Below are 18,988 nucleotides of genomic sequence, written 5' to 3' on the forward strand. Positions count from 1 at the left end.
TCCGTGCTCACCACGGAGCCGGCACGGAGCAACCCGATGGACCGGGGCGGGCGGCGATCACGGGAAAAGCCGCGAACCGCCCATCCCGGCTCATACGCTGGTCACCGATGAGAGCAGACAGTCATGCCCGGGGCGAGGTCCACGTGGCGTTCGACCCGCTTCCCGCCGACGACCCGGTGATCAGCCGGATGCGGGTGACCCGGACCTACACCGGTGACCTGGCCGGCACCGGCACCGGCCAGGTGCTCAGCGTGGCCACGGCGATCGAGGGGTCCGCCGCCTACCTCTGCCTCGAACGGGTCGACGCCGAGCTGCACGGCCGGCGCGGCACCTTCCTGCTGCAGCACTGTGGCCGGATCGACCGCGGCCGCCGGAGCCTGACCGTCACGGTGGTCCCGGACTCCGGCACCGAGGACCTGCTCGGCCTGCGCGGCGAGCTGAGCCTGGAGGATCTCGGCGCCCGTCACCGGTACACCTTCGACTTCAGCCTGCGGACCGGGTGACCTCCGGCTGCCACCTGGTGGCCCGGCGACCGCCCTGCCAGACCGCCTTGACCAGGTGGACGCCGGGCCGGTAGGCGAGGTGCACGAAGGACGGCGCGTCGAGCAGCACGAGGTCGGCCCGCGCGCCGGGGGTGAGGTGCCCGACGTCGGTGCGGCGCAGCGCCCGGGCACCGCCGGCGGTGGCCGCGAGCAGCGCCTCGGTCGGGGTCATCCGCATCTCGCGGACCGCCAGGGCGATGCAGAAGGGCATCGAGCTGGTGTACGACGACCCGGGGTTGCAGTCCGTCGCGATCGCGTAGCCGACCCCGGCGTCGCGCAGCCGCCCGATGTCCGGGAACGGTTGCCGGGTGGAGAACTCGGCGCCGGGCACGAAGGTCGCCACGGTCGCCGAGCCGGCCAGCGCGTCGACGTCCGCGTCGGTCAGGAACGTGCAGTGGTCGACGCTGGCCGCGCCGAGTTCGACGCCGAGCCGTGCCGCGCCGGACGGCCCGAGCTGGTTGGCGTGCATCCGCACCCCGAGCCCGCAGGCCGCCCCGGCGGACAGGATGGTCCGGGCCTGGTCGACGTCGAAGGCGCCGCGGTCGCAGAACACGTCGATCCACCGGGCGATCCCGGCCACCTCGTCGAGCATCTCGCCGGCGACCAGGTCGACGTAGGCGGCCGGCTGGTACTCGGCCGGGACGACGTGCGCGCCCAGGAAGGTGGTCTCGGTGGTGAACCGGGCCGCGATCGCCAGGCTGCGGCGTTCGTCCTCGACGGTCAGCCCGTACCCGGACTTGATCTCGATGGTCGTGGTGCCGGAGCGCAGTGCCTCGTCGAGCAGCCGCCCGGTGTGCGCGGCCAGCTCCTCGTCGGACGCGGCCCGGGTCGCGGCGACGGTCCGCCGGATGCCGCCGGCGGTGTAGGGCTGCCCGGACATCCGCGCGTCGAACTCGTCCGCCCGGTCCCCGGCGAAGACCAGGTGCGAGTGGCTGTCCACGAAGCCGGGCACCACGGCCGCGCCCTCGGCGTCGACGGCGGTGTCGGCCGCCGGAGCGGCCGTGCGCGGCCCGGCCCAGGCGACCTGGCCGTCGTCGATCACCAGGGCGGCGTCACGCAGGATGCCCGCCGGCCCGGTGAACAGCTCGCCGATGTTCGTGATCAGTTCGCTCATCCGGTCACCTTCGCCTCGATCAGGGAGAACAGCCGGACCGCCCGGTCCAGGTCGGGCCGCCCGCGCAGCACGCCGTCGGTGATCACCGTGCGCACGTCGGCCGCGGTCGCGCTCATCAGCAGTTCCGCCGGGTGGGTGCCGAGCGTCCGGACCGAACCGGTGTCGATCTCGACCAGGCCCTCCCCGGAGGCGCCGGCCGCCCACAGCTCGGCCGGGCTGAACACCCCGCGCCGCCCGGACGCCAGCCGGGCCCCGCGCTCCAGCAGCCGCAGCTCCTCGAACGGGTCCACGGTCACGTTCTGGTCGGACCCGACGGTGATCCGCGCCCCGGCGTCGGCCAGGTCGCGGGCCCGGCCCAGCCCGTCGCCGAGGTCGCCCTCGGTGGACGGGCACATCGAGACGGTCACCCGGGCCGCGCCGAGGGTGGCCACGTCCGCGTCGGTCAGGTGGGTGGCGTGCACCACGGTGGTCCGCGGCGACAGCGCCCCGGCCGACTCCAGGAGCCCGGTCGGGGTCAGGCCGGTCGCCGCGAGGCAGTCCGCGTTCTCGGCCGGCTGCTCGGAGAGGTGCACGTGCAGCGGGACGTCGCCGGGCAGGCCGGCCACGGCTTCGCGCAGCGCGTCCGGCGGGACCGCCCGTACCGAATGGAAGGCCGCGCCCAGCGTGGCCCCGGACAGGACCGACCGCAGGTCGTGCCAGCGGTCCAGCCAGCGGGCCACGCTGCCGTCGCCGAAGCGGCGCTGCTCGTCCCGCAGCGGCTGCCCGAACCCGCCGGTCAGGTAGAGCGTGTCGAGCAGGGTGAGCCGGATGCCGGCCTCGGTGGCGGCCGCGGCCAGCGCCAGCTCCATCTCGTGCCGGGGATAGGGCTGCCCGGACGTGGTGTGGTGCAGGTAGTGGAACTCGCAGACCGAGGTGTAGCCGGCCGCCACCATTTCGCCGTAGACCAGCAGCGCCACCTCGAACATCAGGTCCGGGTCGAGGGACTGGGCGACGGCGTACATCCGCTGGCGCCACTCCCAGAAGTCGCCGCCGCCGGCGTTGGTCCGCCCGCGCAGCAGCCGGTGGAAGGCGTGCGAGTGGGTGTTCGCGAACCCCGGGACGACGGTGCCCAGCCGCAGGTCGGCGGGCGTGTCCGGGGTGCCGTCGGTGACCGTCCCGCGGTGGATCAGCACGTTCTCCCGGACCGTGTCGGGCAGCACGAGCCGCCGGGCGAAGATCCTCACGTCAGGTCGGCCAGGCAGGCGGCCAGGGCCGTGACACCCCGGGAGATGTCCGCGTCGCTGGCGGTCTCGGCGGGCGCGTGCGAGACGCCTTCCGGATTGCGTACGAAAAGCATCGCCGAAGGCGCGAAAGCGGCCAGCACCCCCGCGTCGTGTCCGGCGCCGGTCGGGATCCGGGGAATGCCGCCGAGCACGCCGTCGAGCCGATCGGTGAGCTGCTGGTCGAAGGCGACCCGCGAGGAGAACGACTCCTCCTGGACCGTCACGGCGCAGCCCTCCGCCGCGGCGGCCCGGGAAGCCGCCGCGGAGACCGCCGCGACCAGGTCACGGACCTCCCGGTCGTGCTCGGCGCGGGCGTCGAGCCAGAGCACCACCTCGGAGGCGATCGCGTTGGTGCCGCCCGGCGTCACGGTCAACCGCCCGACGGTGGCCCGGGCGTGCGCCTCGGTCGGCGCGTCGACCGCGGCCTGCCGGACCGCCTTGATCACGTCGGCTGCGACCACGACCGGGTCCCGCCGCGACGACAGCTCGGTGGATCCGGCGTGGTCGCCGCGCCCGGTGATCCGCAGCGACCACCGGCCGTGCGCCAGGATGGTGGTCGCCAGGCCGAGCGGCGCGCCCAGCGGCGCGAGCTGTTTGCCCTGCTCGACGTGGAGTTCGACGACCACGCCGACGCGGGCGAGCCGGTCCGGGTCGGCGCCGGCCCCGGCCGGGTCGATGCCGTTCTCGGCCAGCACGTCGCGCAGCCGGTGCCCGCCCGCGTCGGTCAGGTCGAGGGCCCTGTCGGCCGGCAGCACGCCGGTGAGCAGCCGGGAGCCGAGGCAGGCGACGCCGAACCGGGCGCCCTCCTCCTCGGCGAACACCACGACCGCCACCGACCGGGCCGGCTGGTGCCCGGCCGCGCGCAGCCGGGACACCGCCTCCAGGGCGCTGACCACGCCGAGCGGCCCGTCCAGGGCGCCGCCGCCGGGCACCGAGTCGAGGTGGCTACCGGTGATCACCGCGGGGTAGGCCGGGCCGGCGGCCGGGTGCCACCAGGCCCACAGGTTGGCGTTGCCGTCCCGCTCCACCTCCAGGCCCAGGTTCTTGGCCGTGCTGACGAACCATTCGCGCAGCTCACGGTCGGCGTCGTCGAGCAGGTGCCGGGAGTGCCCGCCGCGGACCGGGTCCCGGCCGATGCCGTCGATCTCGGCCAGCATGGCCGGGGCGGTCACCGCTGCTCCAGCATCGGGATCCGCAGCCCGCGCGTCCGGGCGACCTCGGCGGCGTGCTCGTAGCCGGCGTCGACGTGCCGCATCACGCCGCTGCCCGGGTCGTTGGTCAGCACCCGCTCGATCTTCTGCGCGGCCAGCTCGGTGCCGTCCGCGACGGTGACCTGCCCGGCGTGGATCGATCGGCCGATGCCCACCCCGCCGCCGTGGTGCAGCGACACCCAGGTCGCCCCGGAGGCGGTGTTGAGCAGCGCGTTCAGCAGCGGCCAGTCGGCGATCGCGTCCGACCCGTCCTTCATTCCCTCGGTCTCCCGATAGGGCGAGGCGACTGATCCGGAATCCAGATGGTCGCGGCCGATCACGATCGGGGCGCTCAGCTCGCCGGACGCGACCATCTCGTTGAACTTGAGCCCGGCCAGGTGCCGCTCCTGGTAGCCGAGCCAGCAGATCCGCGCCGGCAGGCCCTCGAAGTGCACCTTCTCCCCGGCCGCCTTGATCCAGCGGGCCAGCGGCTCGTTGTCCGGGAACAGGTCGAGGATGGCCTGGTCGGTCTTGGCGATGTCGGCCGGGTCGCCGGAGAGCGCCGCCCAGCGGAACGGGCCGCGGCCCTCCTCGAACTGCGGCCGGATGTAGGCCGGCACGAACCCGGGGAAGGCGAACGCGCGGTCGTAGCCGCCCAGCTCGGCCTCGGCGCGGATCGAGTTGCCGTAGTCGAACACCGCGGCGCCCCGGTCCTGGAAGCCGACCATCGCCTCGACGTGCTTGGCCATGCTGGCCCGGGCCGCCTTGGTGAAGGCCTCCGGGTCCTCGGCGGCCCGCCGGTGCCAGTCCTCGACGCCGATCCCCTCGGGCAGGTAGCTGAGCGGGTCGTGGGCGCTGGTCTGGTCGGTGACGATGTCGATCGGCGCGTTCATCGCCAGGAGCCGGGGGAAGACGGTGGCGGCGTTGCCGACCAGGCCGACGCTCAGCGCGCGACCCTCGTTCTTCGCGGCGGTCACCTTGGCCAGCGCCGCGTCGAAGTCGTCGGTCATCTCGTCGAGGTAGCGGTGCTCGACCCGGCGGCGCAGGCGGGCCGCGTCGACGTCGACGATCAGCACGGCGCCGCCGTTCAGGGTGACCGCGAGGGGCTGCGCGCCGCCCATGCCGCCGGCGCCGCCGGTCAGCGTGAGGGTGCCCGTCAGGCTGCCGCCGAAGTGTTTGGCGGCGACCGCGGCGAACGTCTCGTAGGTGCCCTGCAGGATGCCCTGGGTGCCGATGTAGATCCACGAGCCGGCGGTCATCTGGCCGTACATGGTCAGCCCGGCCTGCTCCAGGCGGCGGAACTCGGGCCAGGTCGCCCAGTCGCCGACCAGGTTCGAGTTGGCGATCAGCACCCGGGGCGCCCACTCGTGGGTGCGGAACACGCCGACCGGCTTGCCGGACTGGACCAGCAGCGTCTCGTCCGGCTCCAGGTCCCGCAGCGTCGCGACGATCGCGTCGTAGGCGGCCCAGCTGCGCACCGCGCGGCCGGTGCCGCCGTAGACGACCAGGTCGTCGGGGCGCTCGGCGACCTCGGCGTCGAGGTTGTTCATCAGCATCCGCATCGGGGCCTCGGTCTGCCACGACTTGGCGGTGAGCTCGGGGCCGCGGGGGGCCCGGACCGGCCGGGCGCCGGCGGAGAAGTCAGCCATGACAAGTGCCTCTCAGAGCAGGGGTCCGGCGGCGTCCAGCACCGCACCGGAGCGGACCGCGGCGGCGATCGCCGCGATTTCGGGGGCCAGGAAGCGGTCGGTGCCGGGTCCGCTGACCTCGTCGCGGATCAGCCGGATCACCGCACCGGTGGCCGTGCCGGGCAGCAGCGGGGCGCGCAGGTCGATGCCCCGGGCAGCCGTCATGATCTCGATGGCGAGGACCTGGGCCAGGGCGTCCACCGCCTTGCGCAGCTTGCGGGCGGCGGCCCAGCCCATCGACACGTGGTCCTCCTGCATGGCCGAGGACGGGATCGAGTCGACCGAGGCGGGCACCGCGAGGCGCTTCAGCTCGCTGGTGATCCCGGCCGCGGTGTACTGGGCGATCATCAGCCCGGAGTCGACGCCGACCTCGTCGGCCAGGAACGGCGGCAGGCCGTGGCTGCGGTTCGGGTCGAGCATCCGGTCGGTGCGGCGCTCCGACATGCTGGCCACGTCGGCGATCGCGATGGCCAGGAAGTCCAGCACGTAGGCGACCGGGGCGCCGTGGAAGTTGCCGTTCGACTCGACCCGCCCGTCCGGGGTGACCACCGGGTTGTCGACGGCCGAGGCCAGCTCCCGGCCGGCGATCAGCCGGGCGTGCTCGACCGTGTCCCGGGCCGCGCCGTGCACCTGCGGGGCGCAGCGCAGCGAGTACGCGTCCTGCACCCGGGTGCACTCCGGCCCCTTGTGGCTGGCGATCAGCGGCGAGTCGTGCAGCAGCGTGCGGAAGTTCGCGGCCGAGGCGGCCTGGCCCAGCTGCGGGCGCAGCGCCTGCAGGTCGGCGGCGAACACCGCGTCGGTGCCGAGCAGCGCCTCGACGCTCATCGCGGCGGCCAGGTCGGCGGTGGAGAGCAGCCGGTCCAGGTCGGCCAGGGCGAGGGCGAGGTGGCCGAGCATGCCGTCGGTGCCGTTGATCAGCGCCAGCCCCTCCTTCTCGGCCAGGGTGAGCGGGGTGATGCCGGCCTCGGCGAGCGCCTCGCCGCCGGTGACCAGGCGGCCGTCCGCGGTGCGGGCCTCGCCCTCACCCATCAGCACCAGCGCGCAGTGCGCGAGCGGGGCCAGGTCCCCGGAGCAGCCGAGCGAGCCGTACTCGTGGACGACCGGGGTGATCCCGGCGTTGAGCACCGCGGCGTAGGTCTCGGCGACCACCGGCCGGACCCCGGTGCGCCCGGTCAGCAGGGTGGACAGGCGCAGCGTCATCAGCGCCCGGACCACCTCGCGCTCCACCTCCGGGCCGGAGCCGGCCGCGTGTGAGCGGACCAGGCTCTGCTGCAGCTGGGCGCGGCGGTCGGTGCTGATGAACTTGGTGGCGAGCGCGCCGAAGCCGGTGCTGATCCCGTAGTGCGGTTCGGTGTCGTCGGCGAGCGCCTCGATCAGCCGCCGGGTCTCGGCCACCCCGTCCAGGGCCTCTTTATCGATATCAATGGATGCGTTGTGGCGGGCGATCGCGACCACGTCGGCGAGCGACGGCGCACCGGCGCCGAGCCGCACGGACCGGGTCCGGCCAGAGGAAGGAGACGTGAAGGCCATGAGGCGATCCGAACACATCCGCCAGGGGTCCGGGAGGGCGTGGCGTCAACTGGTGTCCCACATGTGAGACTGTGCTGGTGGCTGACGCCAGACAGTCCCCGGCCGCGCATCACACGCTGCGGATCCTCAGCTACCTGTCGGCACAGCGCGGCCCGGTCCCGGCGGCGACCGTGACGGCCGCGCTCGGGCTGCCGCGCTCCACCGTCTACCGGCTGCTCGGCGTGATGGAGCAGCACGGCTTCGTGATCCACTACCCGGAGGTGGAGCGCTACGGGATCGGGCTGGCCGCGTTCGAGCTGAGCTCCGGCTTCGCCCGCCAGGAGCCGCTCGCCCGGCTCGGCGCGCCGATCCTGGCCGCGCTGGTCGACCGGGTCCGGCAGTCCGCGCACCTGTCCGTGCTGCACGGCCGCGACGTGATCTACCTGGTCGAGGAGCGCGCCCCGGGCCGCCCGCCGCTGGTCACCAACGTCGGCGTCCGGCTGCCCAGCCACATCACCGCGAGCGGCCGGGCCCAGCTCGCCGCCCTCCCGGACGTCCAGTTGCGCGCCCTCTTCCCGAACCGCGCCGCCTTCGCCGGTCGGGTCGAGTCCAGCCCGACACGTCTGTCCGAGCTGCGCGCCATCCTCATCCGGGAGCGCCGCCAGGGCTACGCCCTCGAGGACGGCGAGGTCACCGAAGGCCTGGTGTCGGTCGCGGTCGCCATCCGCGACCGCTCCGGCTGGCCCATCGCCGGCATCGCCGTGACCTATCCCCAGGGAGCCACCGACCGCGCCCCTCTGGTGACCGAGGTCCGCCACCACGCCAACGAACTGGCCCGCCGGATCCGGGGCCACATCCCATGACTCTTCCGCGCCATCCAGAAAGATCAACTTCAAGAACTTCCTCGACGCGGGTCCGCCGGGGTGCGGACCGCATGCTCCCGGCACCCCTCTGTCAAGGGGTTGGTGTGGGGGATGTTTTAGGGTGGTGGTTGGCGGGTCCGGGTTGTGACTTTTCCGAAGTGTCGATCTTGGGGTTTGGGTCGGCCGCGCTGGAGTTTCGAGTCGCCCCCGTGTGTCCTCCCGGATCCGTCGCCGGGGTTGTTGCGGCTGCCGCGTCTTTGATCATTTGTCGGTAGACGGTGTCGGACAGGCGTCGTTTCAACGCTCGCATGGCTTCCATCGCGGTTTTGCCTTCGGCGCGTTTGTGCTGGTAATAGGCGCGTGCGGGGGTGTCGTAGCGGAGCTGGGTGATGACCATGATGTGCAGGACCCGGTTGATGCGCCGGTTCCCGGCCCGGTTGAGCCGGTGATGGTGATGGTCGCCGGAGGACACGTCGATGGGGGCGGTGCCGTTCCAGGTGGCGAAGTGTCCGCGGGTCGGGAAGCGGTGGATGTCGCCGATGTCGCCGAGCAGGCGGGCGGCGCCGGAGGGGCCGATGCCGTTGAGGCTGGTCAGCTGGGTGCCGGTGGCGGCCAGCACGGTCGTCAGCTGCCGGTTGGCTGCTTTGATCTTGGTGTCCAGGGTGGTGAGCTCGTCGACCAGGTCGCCGGCCAGCTGATAGCGGGTGGCGGTGACGATGTCGCCGGCCGGGACGCTGACGCGTTCGAGCAGGGTGCGGGCCTGGTCGGTGGTCAGGTTCTTCTTCGCGCCGCCGGGGATCAGTTCGAGCAGTAGCTGGTGCAGCCGGTTGATGGTCTCGGTGCGGGTGGCGCCGAGCTGGTCGCGGCGGTCGGCCAGCAGCCGCAGCGCGACGGTGGCGCCGTCGGCACGAACCTGGTGCAGGCCCGGGGTGCGTAGCGCTGTCACGGCGATGTGGTGGGCGTCGTGACCGTCGGTTTTGCGGCCGTGGCCGGTGTCGAAGTTGCGGGCTTTCGCGGCGAGTTTCGCCGGGACGTCCAGCACGGTTTCGCCGTCGGCGACCAGCCGCTGGGCCAGGTGCCGGCCGATGCCGTTACAGCCCTCGACCGCCCACACCCGGCCGGCGTGACGGCGGCCGGCAGCGAGCAGCTGCTGGTAGCCGCCGGTGTCGGTGCCGTACCTACCGCGGGCCAGTACCTGTTCACGCTCGTTGATGATCTCGATCGTCGCGGACCGCTTGTGCGGATCGACCCCAATGATCAGCTGACCCATCGTCGGTAACCTTCCCGTCGTCGCAGCACACAACGCCGGCGGGAGGGCATCGCTACTTACAGCTGGGCAAACCCCTCTCAAGCCACTCCGCGCCACGGTGACCGGCAGGGTTCAAGCCGGGAGAAAGCCACACCCCGCCATCTGAGTGGGCAGCGCGGGCCTGAGAATCCCTACCGATCACCTCGACCAAGCCTGGCCGGGCCGCGGTCGTACATCAATTCTCTTTAAGTAGCGCGGGCCGGACACGGCGATCTGGCCGCTGCGCGTCCAAACCAATCGCCGTGTCCTTCAATGCCCGCGAGTGGTTCCAGAAATCTGAAACCACGGTGTGAAATCGGTTTCTTACCGCCGGGTCCGGTATATCGTGCGTGCGACCGTCTACCACGATCGTGCCGACGTCAGCTTTTCGACCAGGCGATCCGCTACAGATCGTCCTCCGCTTCCATCGGCGGGATTCGCCAGCGCAACACGGCCCCGCCGTCGGCGTTCTCCAGGGTGAGTGGATAGACCTGCCCGGACGGCCGGCCGCCGCCGAAACGCTGGAGTTCGATCGGTGACCAGGCCACGAACAGGATCGGACAGCCCGCCACGTCGATCAGTCCCGCGCCGAGGGGACTCCGCCAGCCGGCCCGCGACCCGAGATATTGGTGGCTGTGCACGGAGACTCCGGCCATGTGCCGGTAATGACCCTGAGCCGCCGCCCATTCGTTGACCGCGGCAGCTCGCTCGCGGGCGACCTCGACGGGCAGGTCGAGCCAGCCGTGGCTGTCGCCGCGTTTCGCGGAGAACATCGGGAGCGCAGGCACGTCGAAGTGTGCCCGGGCTTCCCGCGCACCCTTGCCATGGATCCGCACGTCCGCCAAGCCATCGATGGTTCGCTCACCGCGCAGGAAGCCGACCCAGGAGTCGAGCGCTCGGGCATCGCCGACAACCATCCCGCAGCGATCCACCGGCAGATCACCCAGCGGCACCGGCTCCGTCCCGGAGGACACGTCCGGCCACGGCACGTTCAGCTCGATGGTCAGCACGGCGATCGCGTCCCGGTCATCGACCGGCCCGTAGGCGCCCGGTCGCACATCCGCGGTCACCCTCAGGGGTGCGGCATGCCGAGGCACACGGCCGGTTGTCGCGGGACCGGCCGGCACCGCGACCGCCTCCGCGAGCCAGTCCCGCAGGGTTGCGCCACCCGCCTCCGCCGCCCGCAGCGCCCGAACGGACAGCGGCTCTCCGAGATCCGCCCATTCGTCCAGAAAGCCCGCGCCGGCCAGCACGATCACCCCCGACGGCGCCACGACCTCACCCAAGTCCACGCCCACCGCCGTGAAGTTCCCACTATTCGTCATCGCCGCCGATCATCCCATTCCGCACATCCCAAACCATCCGCCACCGACCGTTCCCGTGCGTTGGCTGCTCCCGCGTAGGCAGTCGCGATCGTTGGGCGCGCTGCGGGTCTGGGGTGCTGCGAGCTGTGCGTGGGTTTGTGGAACCACCCGCGGACATGGAAGGGGTCGGCGATTGTTGTGGACGCGCAGCGGCCAGATCGCCGACCCCGGCCCGCGCTACTTAAAGAGAATTTGGTGTACGACCGCGGCCCGGCCAGGCTTGGTCGAGGTGATCGGTAGGGTGCTCAGGCCCGCGCTGCCCACTCATATGGCGGGGTGTGGCTCTCTCCCGGCTTGGACCCTGCCGGTCACCGTGGCGCGGAGTGGCTGAAGAGGGGTTTGCCCAGCTGTAAGTAGCGTTGCCCTCCCGCTGGTGTGGTTCTGCCGCGACGACGGGAAGGTCAACGGGTACATGGGTCAGCTGATCATTGGAGTCGATCCGCACAAGCGGTCCGCGACGATCGAGATCATCAACGAGCGTGAACAGGTGCTGGCCCGTGGCAGGTACGGCACCGACACCGGTGGCTACCAGCAGATGCTCGCCGCCGGCCGCCGTCACGCCGGCCGGGTGTGGGCGGTCGAGGGCTGTAACGGCATCGGCCGGCACCTGGCCCAGCGGCTGGTCGCCGACGGCGAAACCGTGCTGGACGTCCCGGCGAAACTCGCCGCGAAAGCCCGCAACTTTGACACCGGGCACGGCCGTAAAACCGACGGTCACGACGCGCACCACATCGCGGTGACCGCCCTGCGCACCCCGGGCCTGCGCCGCGTTCACGCCGACGGCGCCACCGTCGCGCTGCGGCTGCTGGCCGACCGCCGCGACCAGCTCGGCGCCACCCGCACCGAGACCATCAACCGGCTGCACCAGCTACTGCTCGAACTGATCCCCGGCGGCGCGAAGAAGAACCTGACCACCGACCAGGCCCGCACCCTGCTCGAACGCGTCAGCGTCCCGGCCGGCGACATCGTCACCGCCACCCGCTATCAGCTGGCCGGCGACCTGGCCGACGAGCTCACCACCCTGGACACCAAGATCAAAGCAGCCAACCGGCAGCTGAAGACCGTGCTGGCCGCCACCGGCACCCAGCTGACCAGCCTCAACGGCATCGGCCCCTCCGGCGCCGCCCGCCTGCTCGGCGACATCGGCGACATCAGCCGCTTCCCGACCCGCGGGCACTTCGCCACCTGGAACGGCACCGCCCCCATCGACGTGTCCTCCGGCGACAACCATCATCACCGGCTCAACCGGGCCGGGAACCGGCGCATCAACCGGGTCCTGCACATCATGGCCATCACCCAGCTCCGCTTCGACACCCCCGGCCGCGCCTACTACCAGCGCAAACGCGCCGAAGGCAAAACCGCGATGGAAGCCATGCGAGCGTTGAAACGACGCCTGTCCGACACCGTCTACCGCCAAATGATCAAAGACGACCACACGGCACAACAGACAGCGACGGGTCCGGGAGGACACACGGGGGCGACTCTGAACTCCAGCGCGGCCGACCCAAACCCCAAGATCGACACTTCGGAAAAGTCACAACCCGGACCCGCCAACCACCACCCTAAAACACCCCTCACACCAACCCCTTGACAGAGGGGTGCCGGGAGCATGCGATCCGCACCCCAGCGGACCTGCGTTTATGAATCTATTGATCTTGATTGGAGCTTGTTGTTCACCTGCGTGATCCGGCGGGTCGGCCAGAGCCTGGTCGGGTGGGTATTGGTGCGCGGGCGGTGGCCGTCGCTGGGCCTGCACGCTCCACTACGGGGCGACCCGGTCCCGGATGCCGTCGAGCACCGCCTCCGCCGCCCACGCGGCCGCGTCGGCGATGTCCCGCCCGTCCATACCGAACTCGCGGCGGAACGTCACCCACGTCCCGACCGAGTCGAGGTGCGACAGCGCCGCGATGACCGCCCTGCGGTGCGCCGGGTCGAGGGACGGCACCTCGGCATCCAGCAGCCGCTCCAGCTGCGCCCGGCCCGGCGACGGGGCCGCGCCGTTCACGCCGCGCATCGCCGTCTCCGCGACGACGTGGGCGAGCTCCGGCCGCGCGTCGTACCGCTGCATCGCGTCCCGGATCGCGAGCGGGACGTCGAAGATCGAGTGTGACTCCTCGCGGGCGAACAGCGTCGCCTCGATCCAGGCCGCGGTCGCCAGCAGCAGGTCGACGCGCGTCGGATAGTTGCGGAACACCGTGCGCTCGGCGATGCCGGCCCGGCGCGCGATCACCCGGTACGACACGTCGTCGCTGCCGAGCTCCTCGATCAGTTCGGTGTACGCGGCGAGGATCGCCCGCTGCGTGCCGCTCAGCACCGGGACTGCCGTCGACCCGGTCACGACCGCGCCCACGTCGCCTCGGGCAGCCTCGCCAGCACGGTGCTCACAGCCTGGTCGAACGCGTCGCAGATCTCGGCGGCGTCCAGGTCGAGGCCGGTGCGCAGCCGAGCCCAGAACATCGCCGACGAGAAGTAGCGCAGCGAGGCCGCGACCCGTCGCCGGTCCCGCCGGTTGAGCGTCGGTGCCGCGACGTCGAGCATCGCCTCGATCGCTCGGGTGAGGTAGGCCGGCTCGGTGTCGAGCGTCGGTGAGATCGCGGACGCCCGGGCGCCGACGTAGGCGTACGCGGGCGACGCGTCGAAGGCGTGGAAGCGCTGGTGCACGGCGGCGCAGAAATCGGACACGGTCACGAACGGCGGCAGCGGGAAGCAGGTCTGCTCGATCCAGTTGGAGAGCGCGGCGAGCAGGTGGGCGCGCGTGGGGTACTGGCGGTAGATCGTGCGCTCCGAGATGCCCACCTCGTCGGCGAGGGCACGATAGGAGATGTCGTCGAACGTGCGCTCGCGCAGCAGCACCGCGGCACTCGCCAGAATGGCGGTCGCGGTGTCGACCGGCTCCTCCATCACGTCTCTCTCTGTCGGGCGGCCGCCCGGCGCGGGGGCCCGGTGACTTCCGGCGGAAGCACGTAGTGATCGCGATCGTCGAGCGTGAGCGCCAGCGACGAGACGTACTGCACCTCGCCGTGCGGTCCCCGCTCGGCCGAGGCCAGCATATCCGGGCGCTCGAACGTGTACCCGGTGACATGGCAGCGGAGCCGCTCGCCCGAGGGGTTGCCGTGGTCGTCGAACCGGGGCGAGTCGATGCCGTCGGACCGCCGGCGCAGGTAGTAGCGCCCCCGGGTGGCGAGGGCCATGGCCGGCGTGGTCACCACCCCGACGCCGATCGCGATGAGCACCGAGAACGGCTTGACGGAGGCGCCGAACACCCCGGCGAACGCGAGCAGCGACAGCACCGAGGCCAGGCCCACCGACACGAGCCCGACCGGGTTCCAGTCGTGCAGCATGCCGCGACGGAACTCGGGGAACCGCGGCGAGATGCGCAGCACCCACTTGTTGATCGCGATGTCGGTGGCGATCGTCACGAGCCAGGCCATCACGACGTTCGCGTAGAGGCTCAGCACGAACGAGATCAGGGTGAAGACGTCCAGCATCATGAGCACGTAGGCGATCACGAGGTTGACCAGTACGAAGATCGTCCGGCCCGGGTAGTGCTTCGCCACCCGGGTGAAGACGTTCGACCACGCGAGCGAGCCGGAGTACGCGTTCGTCACGTTGATCTTCACCTGCGCGACCACGATGAGCACCAGAGCGAGAACGATCGCGAGCCAGTCGGGGAGCAGGGTCTGGTACATCATGACGAACTGCTTGACCGGCTGGGTCGCCTGGTGCCCGAGCGCGGGTTCGACCTTCACCAGCAGGTAGACGGCGAGGAACACCCCGATCACCTGCTTGGTGCCGCTGAAGATGACCCATCCCGGGCCGGCGAACGCGAACGACGTCCACCACGAGCGGACGTTGGACGGCGTGCGCGGCGGCATGGCGCGGATGTAGTCGATCTGCTCCGCCAGCTGGGGGGTCAGGGCGAAGCACACCGCCGCACTGGAGACCACGGCACCGAAGCTGACCGAGCCGTCGGAGTCGCCGGTGAACGACGTGAAGGCTCGTACCGCCTCGGGGTCGGAGACGACGATCCACAACAGCGGCAGCAGGGCGAGGGCGAGCCACAGGGGCGTGGTCCAGACCTGGAGGCGCTCCAGCGCCCGCATGCCGTAGATGACGATCGGGATCACGACGAGGGTCGAGAGGAGATAGCCGAGCCACAGCGGCAGCTTCGTCGCCACTTGCAGCCCCTGCGCCATGATGGCGCCCTCCAGGGCGAAGAAGATGCAGGTGAAGCCCGCGAAGACCACGGTCGTGAGGATGGAGCCGTAGTAACCGAAGCCCGAGCCACGGGCGATCAGGTCGAGGTCGAGGTTGTAGCGGGCGGCGTAGTAGGCGACCGGCACGCCCACGATGACGATGATGATCGACGCGAACAGGATGCCGAGCACGGCGTTGGCGGTGCCGTGGTCGATGCCGATGCTCGCGCCGATCGAGAAGTCGGCGAGGAAGGCGATGGACCCGAGGGCGGTCGCGCCGACCGAGGCCGCGCTCCACCGCCGGAAGGTGCGCGGCACATAGCGGAAGGCGTAGTCCTCCAGACTGTCCTCTGCGGCCGCCCGAGCGTTGTCCGTCGACACAGTGGCATCCCCTAAGGCACCTTGCGTTCGGGAATCGTCGCTGCCCGGTGTTACGACGGCATTGCGGGCGTGGGTCATGCCGGCTCAGATCGCCATGGCGGCTCGCACGGTGGAGGTGGCCGCCTTGCCGCCCTCCCCGGTCTGGGTGACCAGGCCCGAGGCGAGCACGACGTAGCGCTCGGCGGCATCGAGGGCGAAGCCGATGTGCTGCTCGACGAGCAGCACGGTGATGCCTTCTCCGGCCAGCTGCACGATGGTCCGCTCGATCTCGGCGACGATCGTGGGCTGGATGCCCTCGGTCGGCTCGTCGAGGATGAGCAGCCTCGGCTCGGTGATCAGGGCGCGGGCGATCGCGAGTTGCTGGCGCTGCCCGCCGGAGAGCAGGCCCGCCTTCCGGGTGGCGAACTTCGCCAGCGCGGGGAACCGAGCCAGCTGCGCGTCGATGAGAGCCTTGCCGCCGCGGCGTCCGTCGGCGACGAGCTGCAGATTCTCCAGTGTCGTGAGCTGGCCGAACGACTGCTGGCCCTGCGGCACGTACGCCATGCCGCGGGCAACGCGCTGGTGCGGGGCGAGCGACGCGATGTCCTCGCCGTCGAACACCACGCGGCCCTTCGACGGCTTGATGAGGCCGATCGCGACACGCAGCAGGGTCGACTTGCCGGCGCCGTTGTGGCCGAGCACGGCCACCACCTTGCCCGGCGGCACCGTCACGCCGTGCAGCACCCGGGTCCGCCCGTAGCCGGCCTCGATGTCGGAGAGTTCCAGCATGTCAGTCCTCCTTCCGCGGCGGGGTCCCGGCCGCCGGTCCGGGCACGATCGCCATGGCGTCGGTGGTGGCGGCGCCCGCGGTGCCGAGGTAGACCTCCTGCACCTGGGGATCCGCCTGCACCTCGGCCACCGTGCCCTGGGAGAGCACCCTTCCCTGATGCAGCACGGTCACCCGGGTGGCGAAGCGGCGCATGAAGTCCATGTCGTGCTCCACCACGAGCACGATCCGTTTCGCCGCGATGCGCTGCAGAAGCTCACCGGTCGCGGTGCGCTCGTCCTGGCTCATGCCGGCGACCGGCTCGTCGAGCAGCAGCACCTTCGCGTTCTGCACGAGCAGCATCGCGATCTCCAGCCATTGCTTCTGCCCGTGCGACAGGATGCCGGCCGGCGTGGCGAGCTCGCCGGCGAGCCCGGTCTCCTCCAGCGCCCGCTCGATCGACGCGTCGGTGCCACGCCGGGCCCGCAGCAGCGACGACGAGTGGCGGTGGCGCCCGGCGGCGATGTCCAGGTTCTGCAGCACGGTGAGCTCGTCGAAGACGCTCGCGGTCTGGAACGTGCGGCCGATCCCGAGCCGTACGATCTTGTGCACCTGCCGGCCGAGCAGCTCCTTCTCGCCGAGCCTGGCCGACCCGGTGGCCGGGGTCAGGCCCGTGATGGCGTCGATGCAGGTCGTCTTGCCGGCGCCGTTCGGGCCGATGAGGAACCGGACCTCGCCGGGATGCGCGTCGAACGAGACGCCGCCGACCGCGACGAAGCCCGAGAACTCGACGTGCAGGTCCGTGACAACGAGCGAAGCGTCGGTCATGCCCGCACCTCTTCGAGTTCCGCCGCGGCGATGGCCGGGGCGGGCTGCCGGTCAGGGCTCCTCCGGCGCGCTGCGGTGAACCTGGCCGGTAGCGACGACAGCCCGTTCGGCAGGAAGAGGATCACGATGATGAACAGCAGACCGAGCAGGTACGGCCAGCCGTCCGGCCAGGTCGAGCCGAGGCTCGACTGCCCCCATCCGACCGCCATCGCGCCGAGCGCGGGGCCGAACAGCGATGCCCGGCCGCCGAGGGCAACGCCCGCGATCATGACGATCGAGGCGGCCGCACCGATCTCGGCCGGGGTGATGATGCCGACGATCGGCACGAACATCGCCCCGCCGACGCTTGCCATCAGCGCGGAGACGACGAAGGCGACGAGCTTGACGGTGGCCGGGTCGTAGCCGAGGAAGCGCACCCGCTCCTCGGCGTCCCGGGTCGCGACCAGGAGCTCACCGAAGCGGCTGCGGTAGAGCTGCCACACCGCGACCAGGCACACGATGAGAAGCGCGGCCGCGATGAGGTACACCATGCGCTTGTTCGCCGGGTCGTTCAGGACGAAGCCGAAGAAGTACTTGAAGTCGCTGAGCCCGGTGTCGCCCCCGGTCTCGCGGATCGTGGAGCTGATCAGGGTGGCCAGCGCGACGGCGAGCGCCTGCGTCAGGATCGCGAAGTACGCGCCCTTCACCCGGCGCTTGAACAGCGCGTAGCCGAGGACGCCGGCCACCACGACGGGGAGGAGCACGATCGCCAGCAGGGTGAACCACGCACTGCGGAACGGCTCCCAGAACGCCGGGAGCGGCGCGAGCGGATCGTAGAGCACCATGAACCCCGGGATCCGGTCGCCGGCGGTCTCCAGTGTCAGGTGCATGGCCATCGAGTAGGCGCCGAGAGCGAAGAACACCCCCTGTCCCATCACGAGCATCCCGCCCCGGCCCCACGCCAGGCCGATGCCGACGGCGGCGATCGCCCAGCAGCAGTACTTGCCGAGGTTGTTGAGCCAGTGGTCGGTGAGCACGAGCGGGGCCACCCCGAGGAGCAGGACGGCGAACACCCCGATACCGCTGAGCGTGATCCATGACTTCGGCTTGGTCATACCAGACTCCTGGTTCGCACCGTGAACAGGCCCTGCGGGCGGAGCTGCAGGAAGACGATCACGAGGATGAAGGCGAGCACCTGCGCGAAGCTGCCGGTCGTCCAGTAGGCGAAGTACGAGAGGGCGACTCCCACCGCCCACGCGGCGATGATGGTGCCCTTGAGCTGGCCGATGCCACCGGCGGCGACGACGAGGAAGGCCGCGATGATGTACTGCACGCCCATCTGGGAGTTCGTGCCGCCGATGAGTGACGCGGCCACGCCGGCCACCCCGGCCAGACCCGATCCGGCGAAGAAGGTGAGGCGGTCGACGGTGCGGGTGGAGATCCCCGAGGTCTCGGCGAGGTCCCGGTTGTGCACGGTGGCCCGGATGCGGCGGCCGAACGAGGTGTACTTGAGCCAGGCTGCCAGCGCGGCCACGCAGACGGCCGCGAGCAGGATGGTGAACAACTGCCGGAGCGGCCATTCGTAGCCGAGGATGTTCAGCTGCCCGTCGAGCCAGCCGGGCTTCTCCACCGGGACGCCCTGGGACGGGAAGATCTGCAGTGCCGCCTGCTGCAGGATCAGGCTCACCCCGACCGTGACGAGCAGGGTGTCCAGGGGCCGCCGGTACATCCACTGGATGACGGTGACCTCCAGCAGGAGGCCGAACAGACCTGCGACGACGAACGCGACCGGTAGCGCGACCGGGATCGACAGGTCGCTGGAGGCGATGACCTGCTGGACGAGGTAGGCGGTGAAGGCACCGATCATGAGGAACTCGCCGTGCGCCATGTTGATCACGCCCATCTGGCCGAAGGTGAGCGAGAGGCCCAGCGCGGCGAGCAGGAGCAGTGCGCCTTGTGCGCTGCCGTTCAGCAGCGGTGCTATCAGTGCGTCCACGTGCTCTCACTCTCTCTGGCGGGGAGGGGCTTGCGTGAGGTTC

The 18,988-nt window shown here is 71.3% G+C and carries 17 protein-coding genes; 3 read left to right on the forward strand and 14 right to left on the reverse strand.

From position 1 onward, the window contains the following. Positions 1–107: 107 nt before the first annotated feature. Positions 108–503, forward strand: coding sequence for a DUF3224 domain-containing protein (locus BJY16_RS29505; RefSeq protein WP_185042812.1), 396 nt, complete (start codon positions 108–110; stop codon positions 501–503). Here BJY16_RS29505 and hutI read toward each other — a convergent pair. From hutI to hutH, 5 genes are read right to left on the reverse strand one after another with little or no spacing between them, the layout of a single operon-like run. Beyond that, positions 484–1,656: an imidazolonepropionase gene (gene hutI, locus BJY16_RS29510; RefSeq protein ID WP_185042813.1), complete on the reverse strand. Its 1,173-nt coding sequence runs from the start codon at positions 1,654–1,656 to the stop codon at positions 484–486. The two genes, BJY16_RS29505 and hutI, sit on opposite strands and share 20 nt — an antisense overlap. After that, the gene (locus tag BJY16_RS29515; RefSeq protein WP_185042814.1) at positions 1,653–2,879 is read right to left on the reverse strand and encodes a formimidoylglutamate deiminase; all 1,227 of its coding nucleotides are present in this window, start codon (positions 2,877–2,879) and stop codon (positions 1,653–1,655) included. The genes hutI and BJY16_RS29515 overlap by 4 nt, the downstream gene beginning before the upstream one ends. Continuing rightward, the gene (locus tag BJY16_RS29520; protein WP_185046730.1) at positions 2,876–4,075 is read right to left on the reverse strand and encodes an allantoate amidohydrolase; all 1,200 of its coding nucleotides are present in this window, start codon (positions 4,073–4,075) and stop codon (positions 2,876–2,878) included. The genes BJY16_RS29515 and BJY16_RS29520 overlap by 4 nt, the downstream gene beginning before the upstream one ends. A gap of 11 nt (positions 4,076–4,086) precedes the next feature. Continuing rightward, positions 4,087–5,757 carry a urocanate hydratase gene (gene hutU, locus BJY16_RS29525; RefSeq protein WP_185042815.1) on the reverse strand — a complete coding sequence of 557 codons (1,671 nt, stop codon included), beginning with the start codon at positions 5,755–5,757 and terminating at the stop codon, positions 4,087–4,089. A gap of 12 nt (positions 5,758–5,769) precedes the next feature. Next, entirely contained in the window at positions 5,770–7,326 is a 1,557-nt protein-coding gene (gene hutH, locus BJY16_RS29530; protein WP_185042816.1) for a histidine ammonia-lyase, read from the reverse strand. Between the two features lie 77 nt (positions 7,327–7,403). Here hutH and BJY16_RS29535 point away from each other — a divergent pair, with 77 nt between their 5' ends. Continuing rightward, positions 7,404–8,168 (forward strand): IclR family transcriptional regulator, encoded by a 765-nt coding sequence (locus tag BJY16_RS29535; RefSeq protein WP_203759224.1) that lies wholly within the window; start codon positions 7,404–7,406, stop codon positions 8,166–8,168. 91 nt (positions 8,169–8,259) lie between these two features. Here the strand turns inward: BJY16_RS29535 and BJY16_RS29540 are convergent, their stop codons facing one another. Together BJY16_RS29540 and BJY16_RS29545 are read right to left on the reverse strand one after the other, a co-directional pair. Beyond that, positions 8,260–9,438 carry an IS110 family RNA-guided transposase gene (locus tag BJY16_RS29540; RefSeq protein ID WP_185038372.1) on the reverse strand — a complete coding sequence of 393 codons (1,179 nt, stop codon included), beginning with the start codon at positions 9,436–9,438 and terminating at the stop codon, positions 8,260–8,262. 422 nt (positions 9,439–9,860) lie between these two features. Next, a complete protein-coding gene (locus BJY16_RS29545; protein WP_185042817.1) occupies positions 9,861–10,754 on the reverse strand; it encodes a hypothetical protein in 894 nt (297 codons plus the stop codon). Positions 10,755–11,193: 439 nt separating this feature from the next. Here BJY16_RS29545 and BJY16_RS29550 point away from each other — a divergent pair, with 439 nt between their 5' ends. Beyond that, positions 11,194–12,411 (forward strand): IS110 family RNA-guided transposase, encoded by a 1,218-nt coding sequence (locus BJY16_RS29550; protein ID WP_311775284.1) that lies wholly within the window; start codon positions 11,194–11,196, stop codon positions 12,409–12,411. Positions 12,412–12,582: 171 nt separating this feature from the next. On the opposite strand, the gene BJY16_RS29555 is transcribed toward BJY16_RS29550, so the two are convergent. From BJY16_RS29555 to urtB, 7 genes are read right to left on the reverse strand one after another with little or no spacing between them, the layout of a single operon-like run. Beyond that, positions 12,583–13,170: a TetR/AcrR family transcriptional regulator gene (locus tag BJY16_RS29555; RefSeq protein WP_203759465.1), complete on the reverse strand. Its 588-nt coding sequence runs from the start codon at positions 13,168–13,170 to the stop codon at positions 12,583–12,585. Beyond that, complete coding sequence (locus BJY16_RS29560; RefSeq protein WP_185042818.1) at positions 13,155–13,721, reverse strand: TetR/AcrR family transcriptional regulator; 567 nt, start codon at positions 13,719–13,721, stop codon at positions 13,155–13,157. Before BJY16_RS29560 ends, BJY16_RS29555 begins: the two co-directional genes overlap by 16 nt. Then, positions 13,721–15,475 (reverse strand): purine-cytosine permease family protein, encoded by a 1,755-nt coding sequence (locus BJY16_RS29565; protein ID WP_185042819.1) that lies wholly within the window; start codon positions 15,473–15,475, stop codon positions 13,721–13,723. Before BJY16_RS29565 ends, BJY16_RS29560 begins: the two co-directional genes overlap by 1 nt. A gap of 6 nt (positions 15,476–15,481) precedes the next feature. Continuing rightward, entirely contained in the window at positions 15,482–16,165 is a 684-nt protein-coding gene (locus BJY16_RS29570; RefSeq protein WP_185042820.1) for an ATP-binding cassette domain-containing protein, read from the reverse strand. A 1-nt stretch (position 16,166) separates the two neighbouring features. Then, on the reverse strand, positions 16,167–16,970 hold the full coding sequence (gene urtD, locus BJY16_RS29575) for an urea ABC transporter ATP-binding protein UrtD (protein ID WP_185042821.1): 804 nt from the start codon (positions 16,968–16,970) through the stop codon (positions 16,167–16,169). Further along, positions 16,967–18,064, reverse strand: a complete 1,098-nt coding sequence (gene urtC, locus BJY16_RS29580) for an urea ABC transporter permease subunit UrtC (protein WP_185042822.1) — start codon at positions 18,062–18,064, stop codon at positions 16,967–16,969. Before urtC ends, urtD begins: the two co-directional genes overlap by 4 nt. Then, positions 18,061–18,945 carry an urea ABC transporter permease subunit UrtB gene (urtB, locus tag BJY16_RS29585; RefSeq protein ID WP_185042823.1) on the reverse strand — a complete coding sequence of 295 codons (885 nt, stop codon included), beginning with the start codon at positions 18,943–18,945 and terminating at the stop codon, positions 18,061–18,063. The genes urtC and urtB overlap by 4 nt, the downstream gene beginning before the upstream one ends. Between the last annotated feature and the right edge of the window lie 43 nt (positions 18,946–18,988).

It is taken from the genome of Actinoplanes octamycinicus (assembly GCF_014205225.1).
Classification (GTDB): domain Bacteria; phylum Actinomycetota; class Actinomycetes; order Mycobacteriales; family Micromonosporaceae; genus Actinoplanes; species Actinoplanes octamycinicus.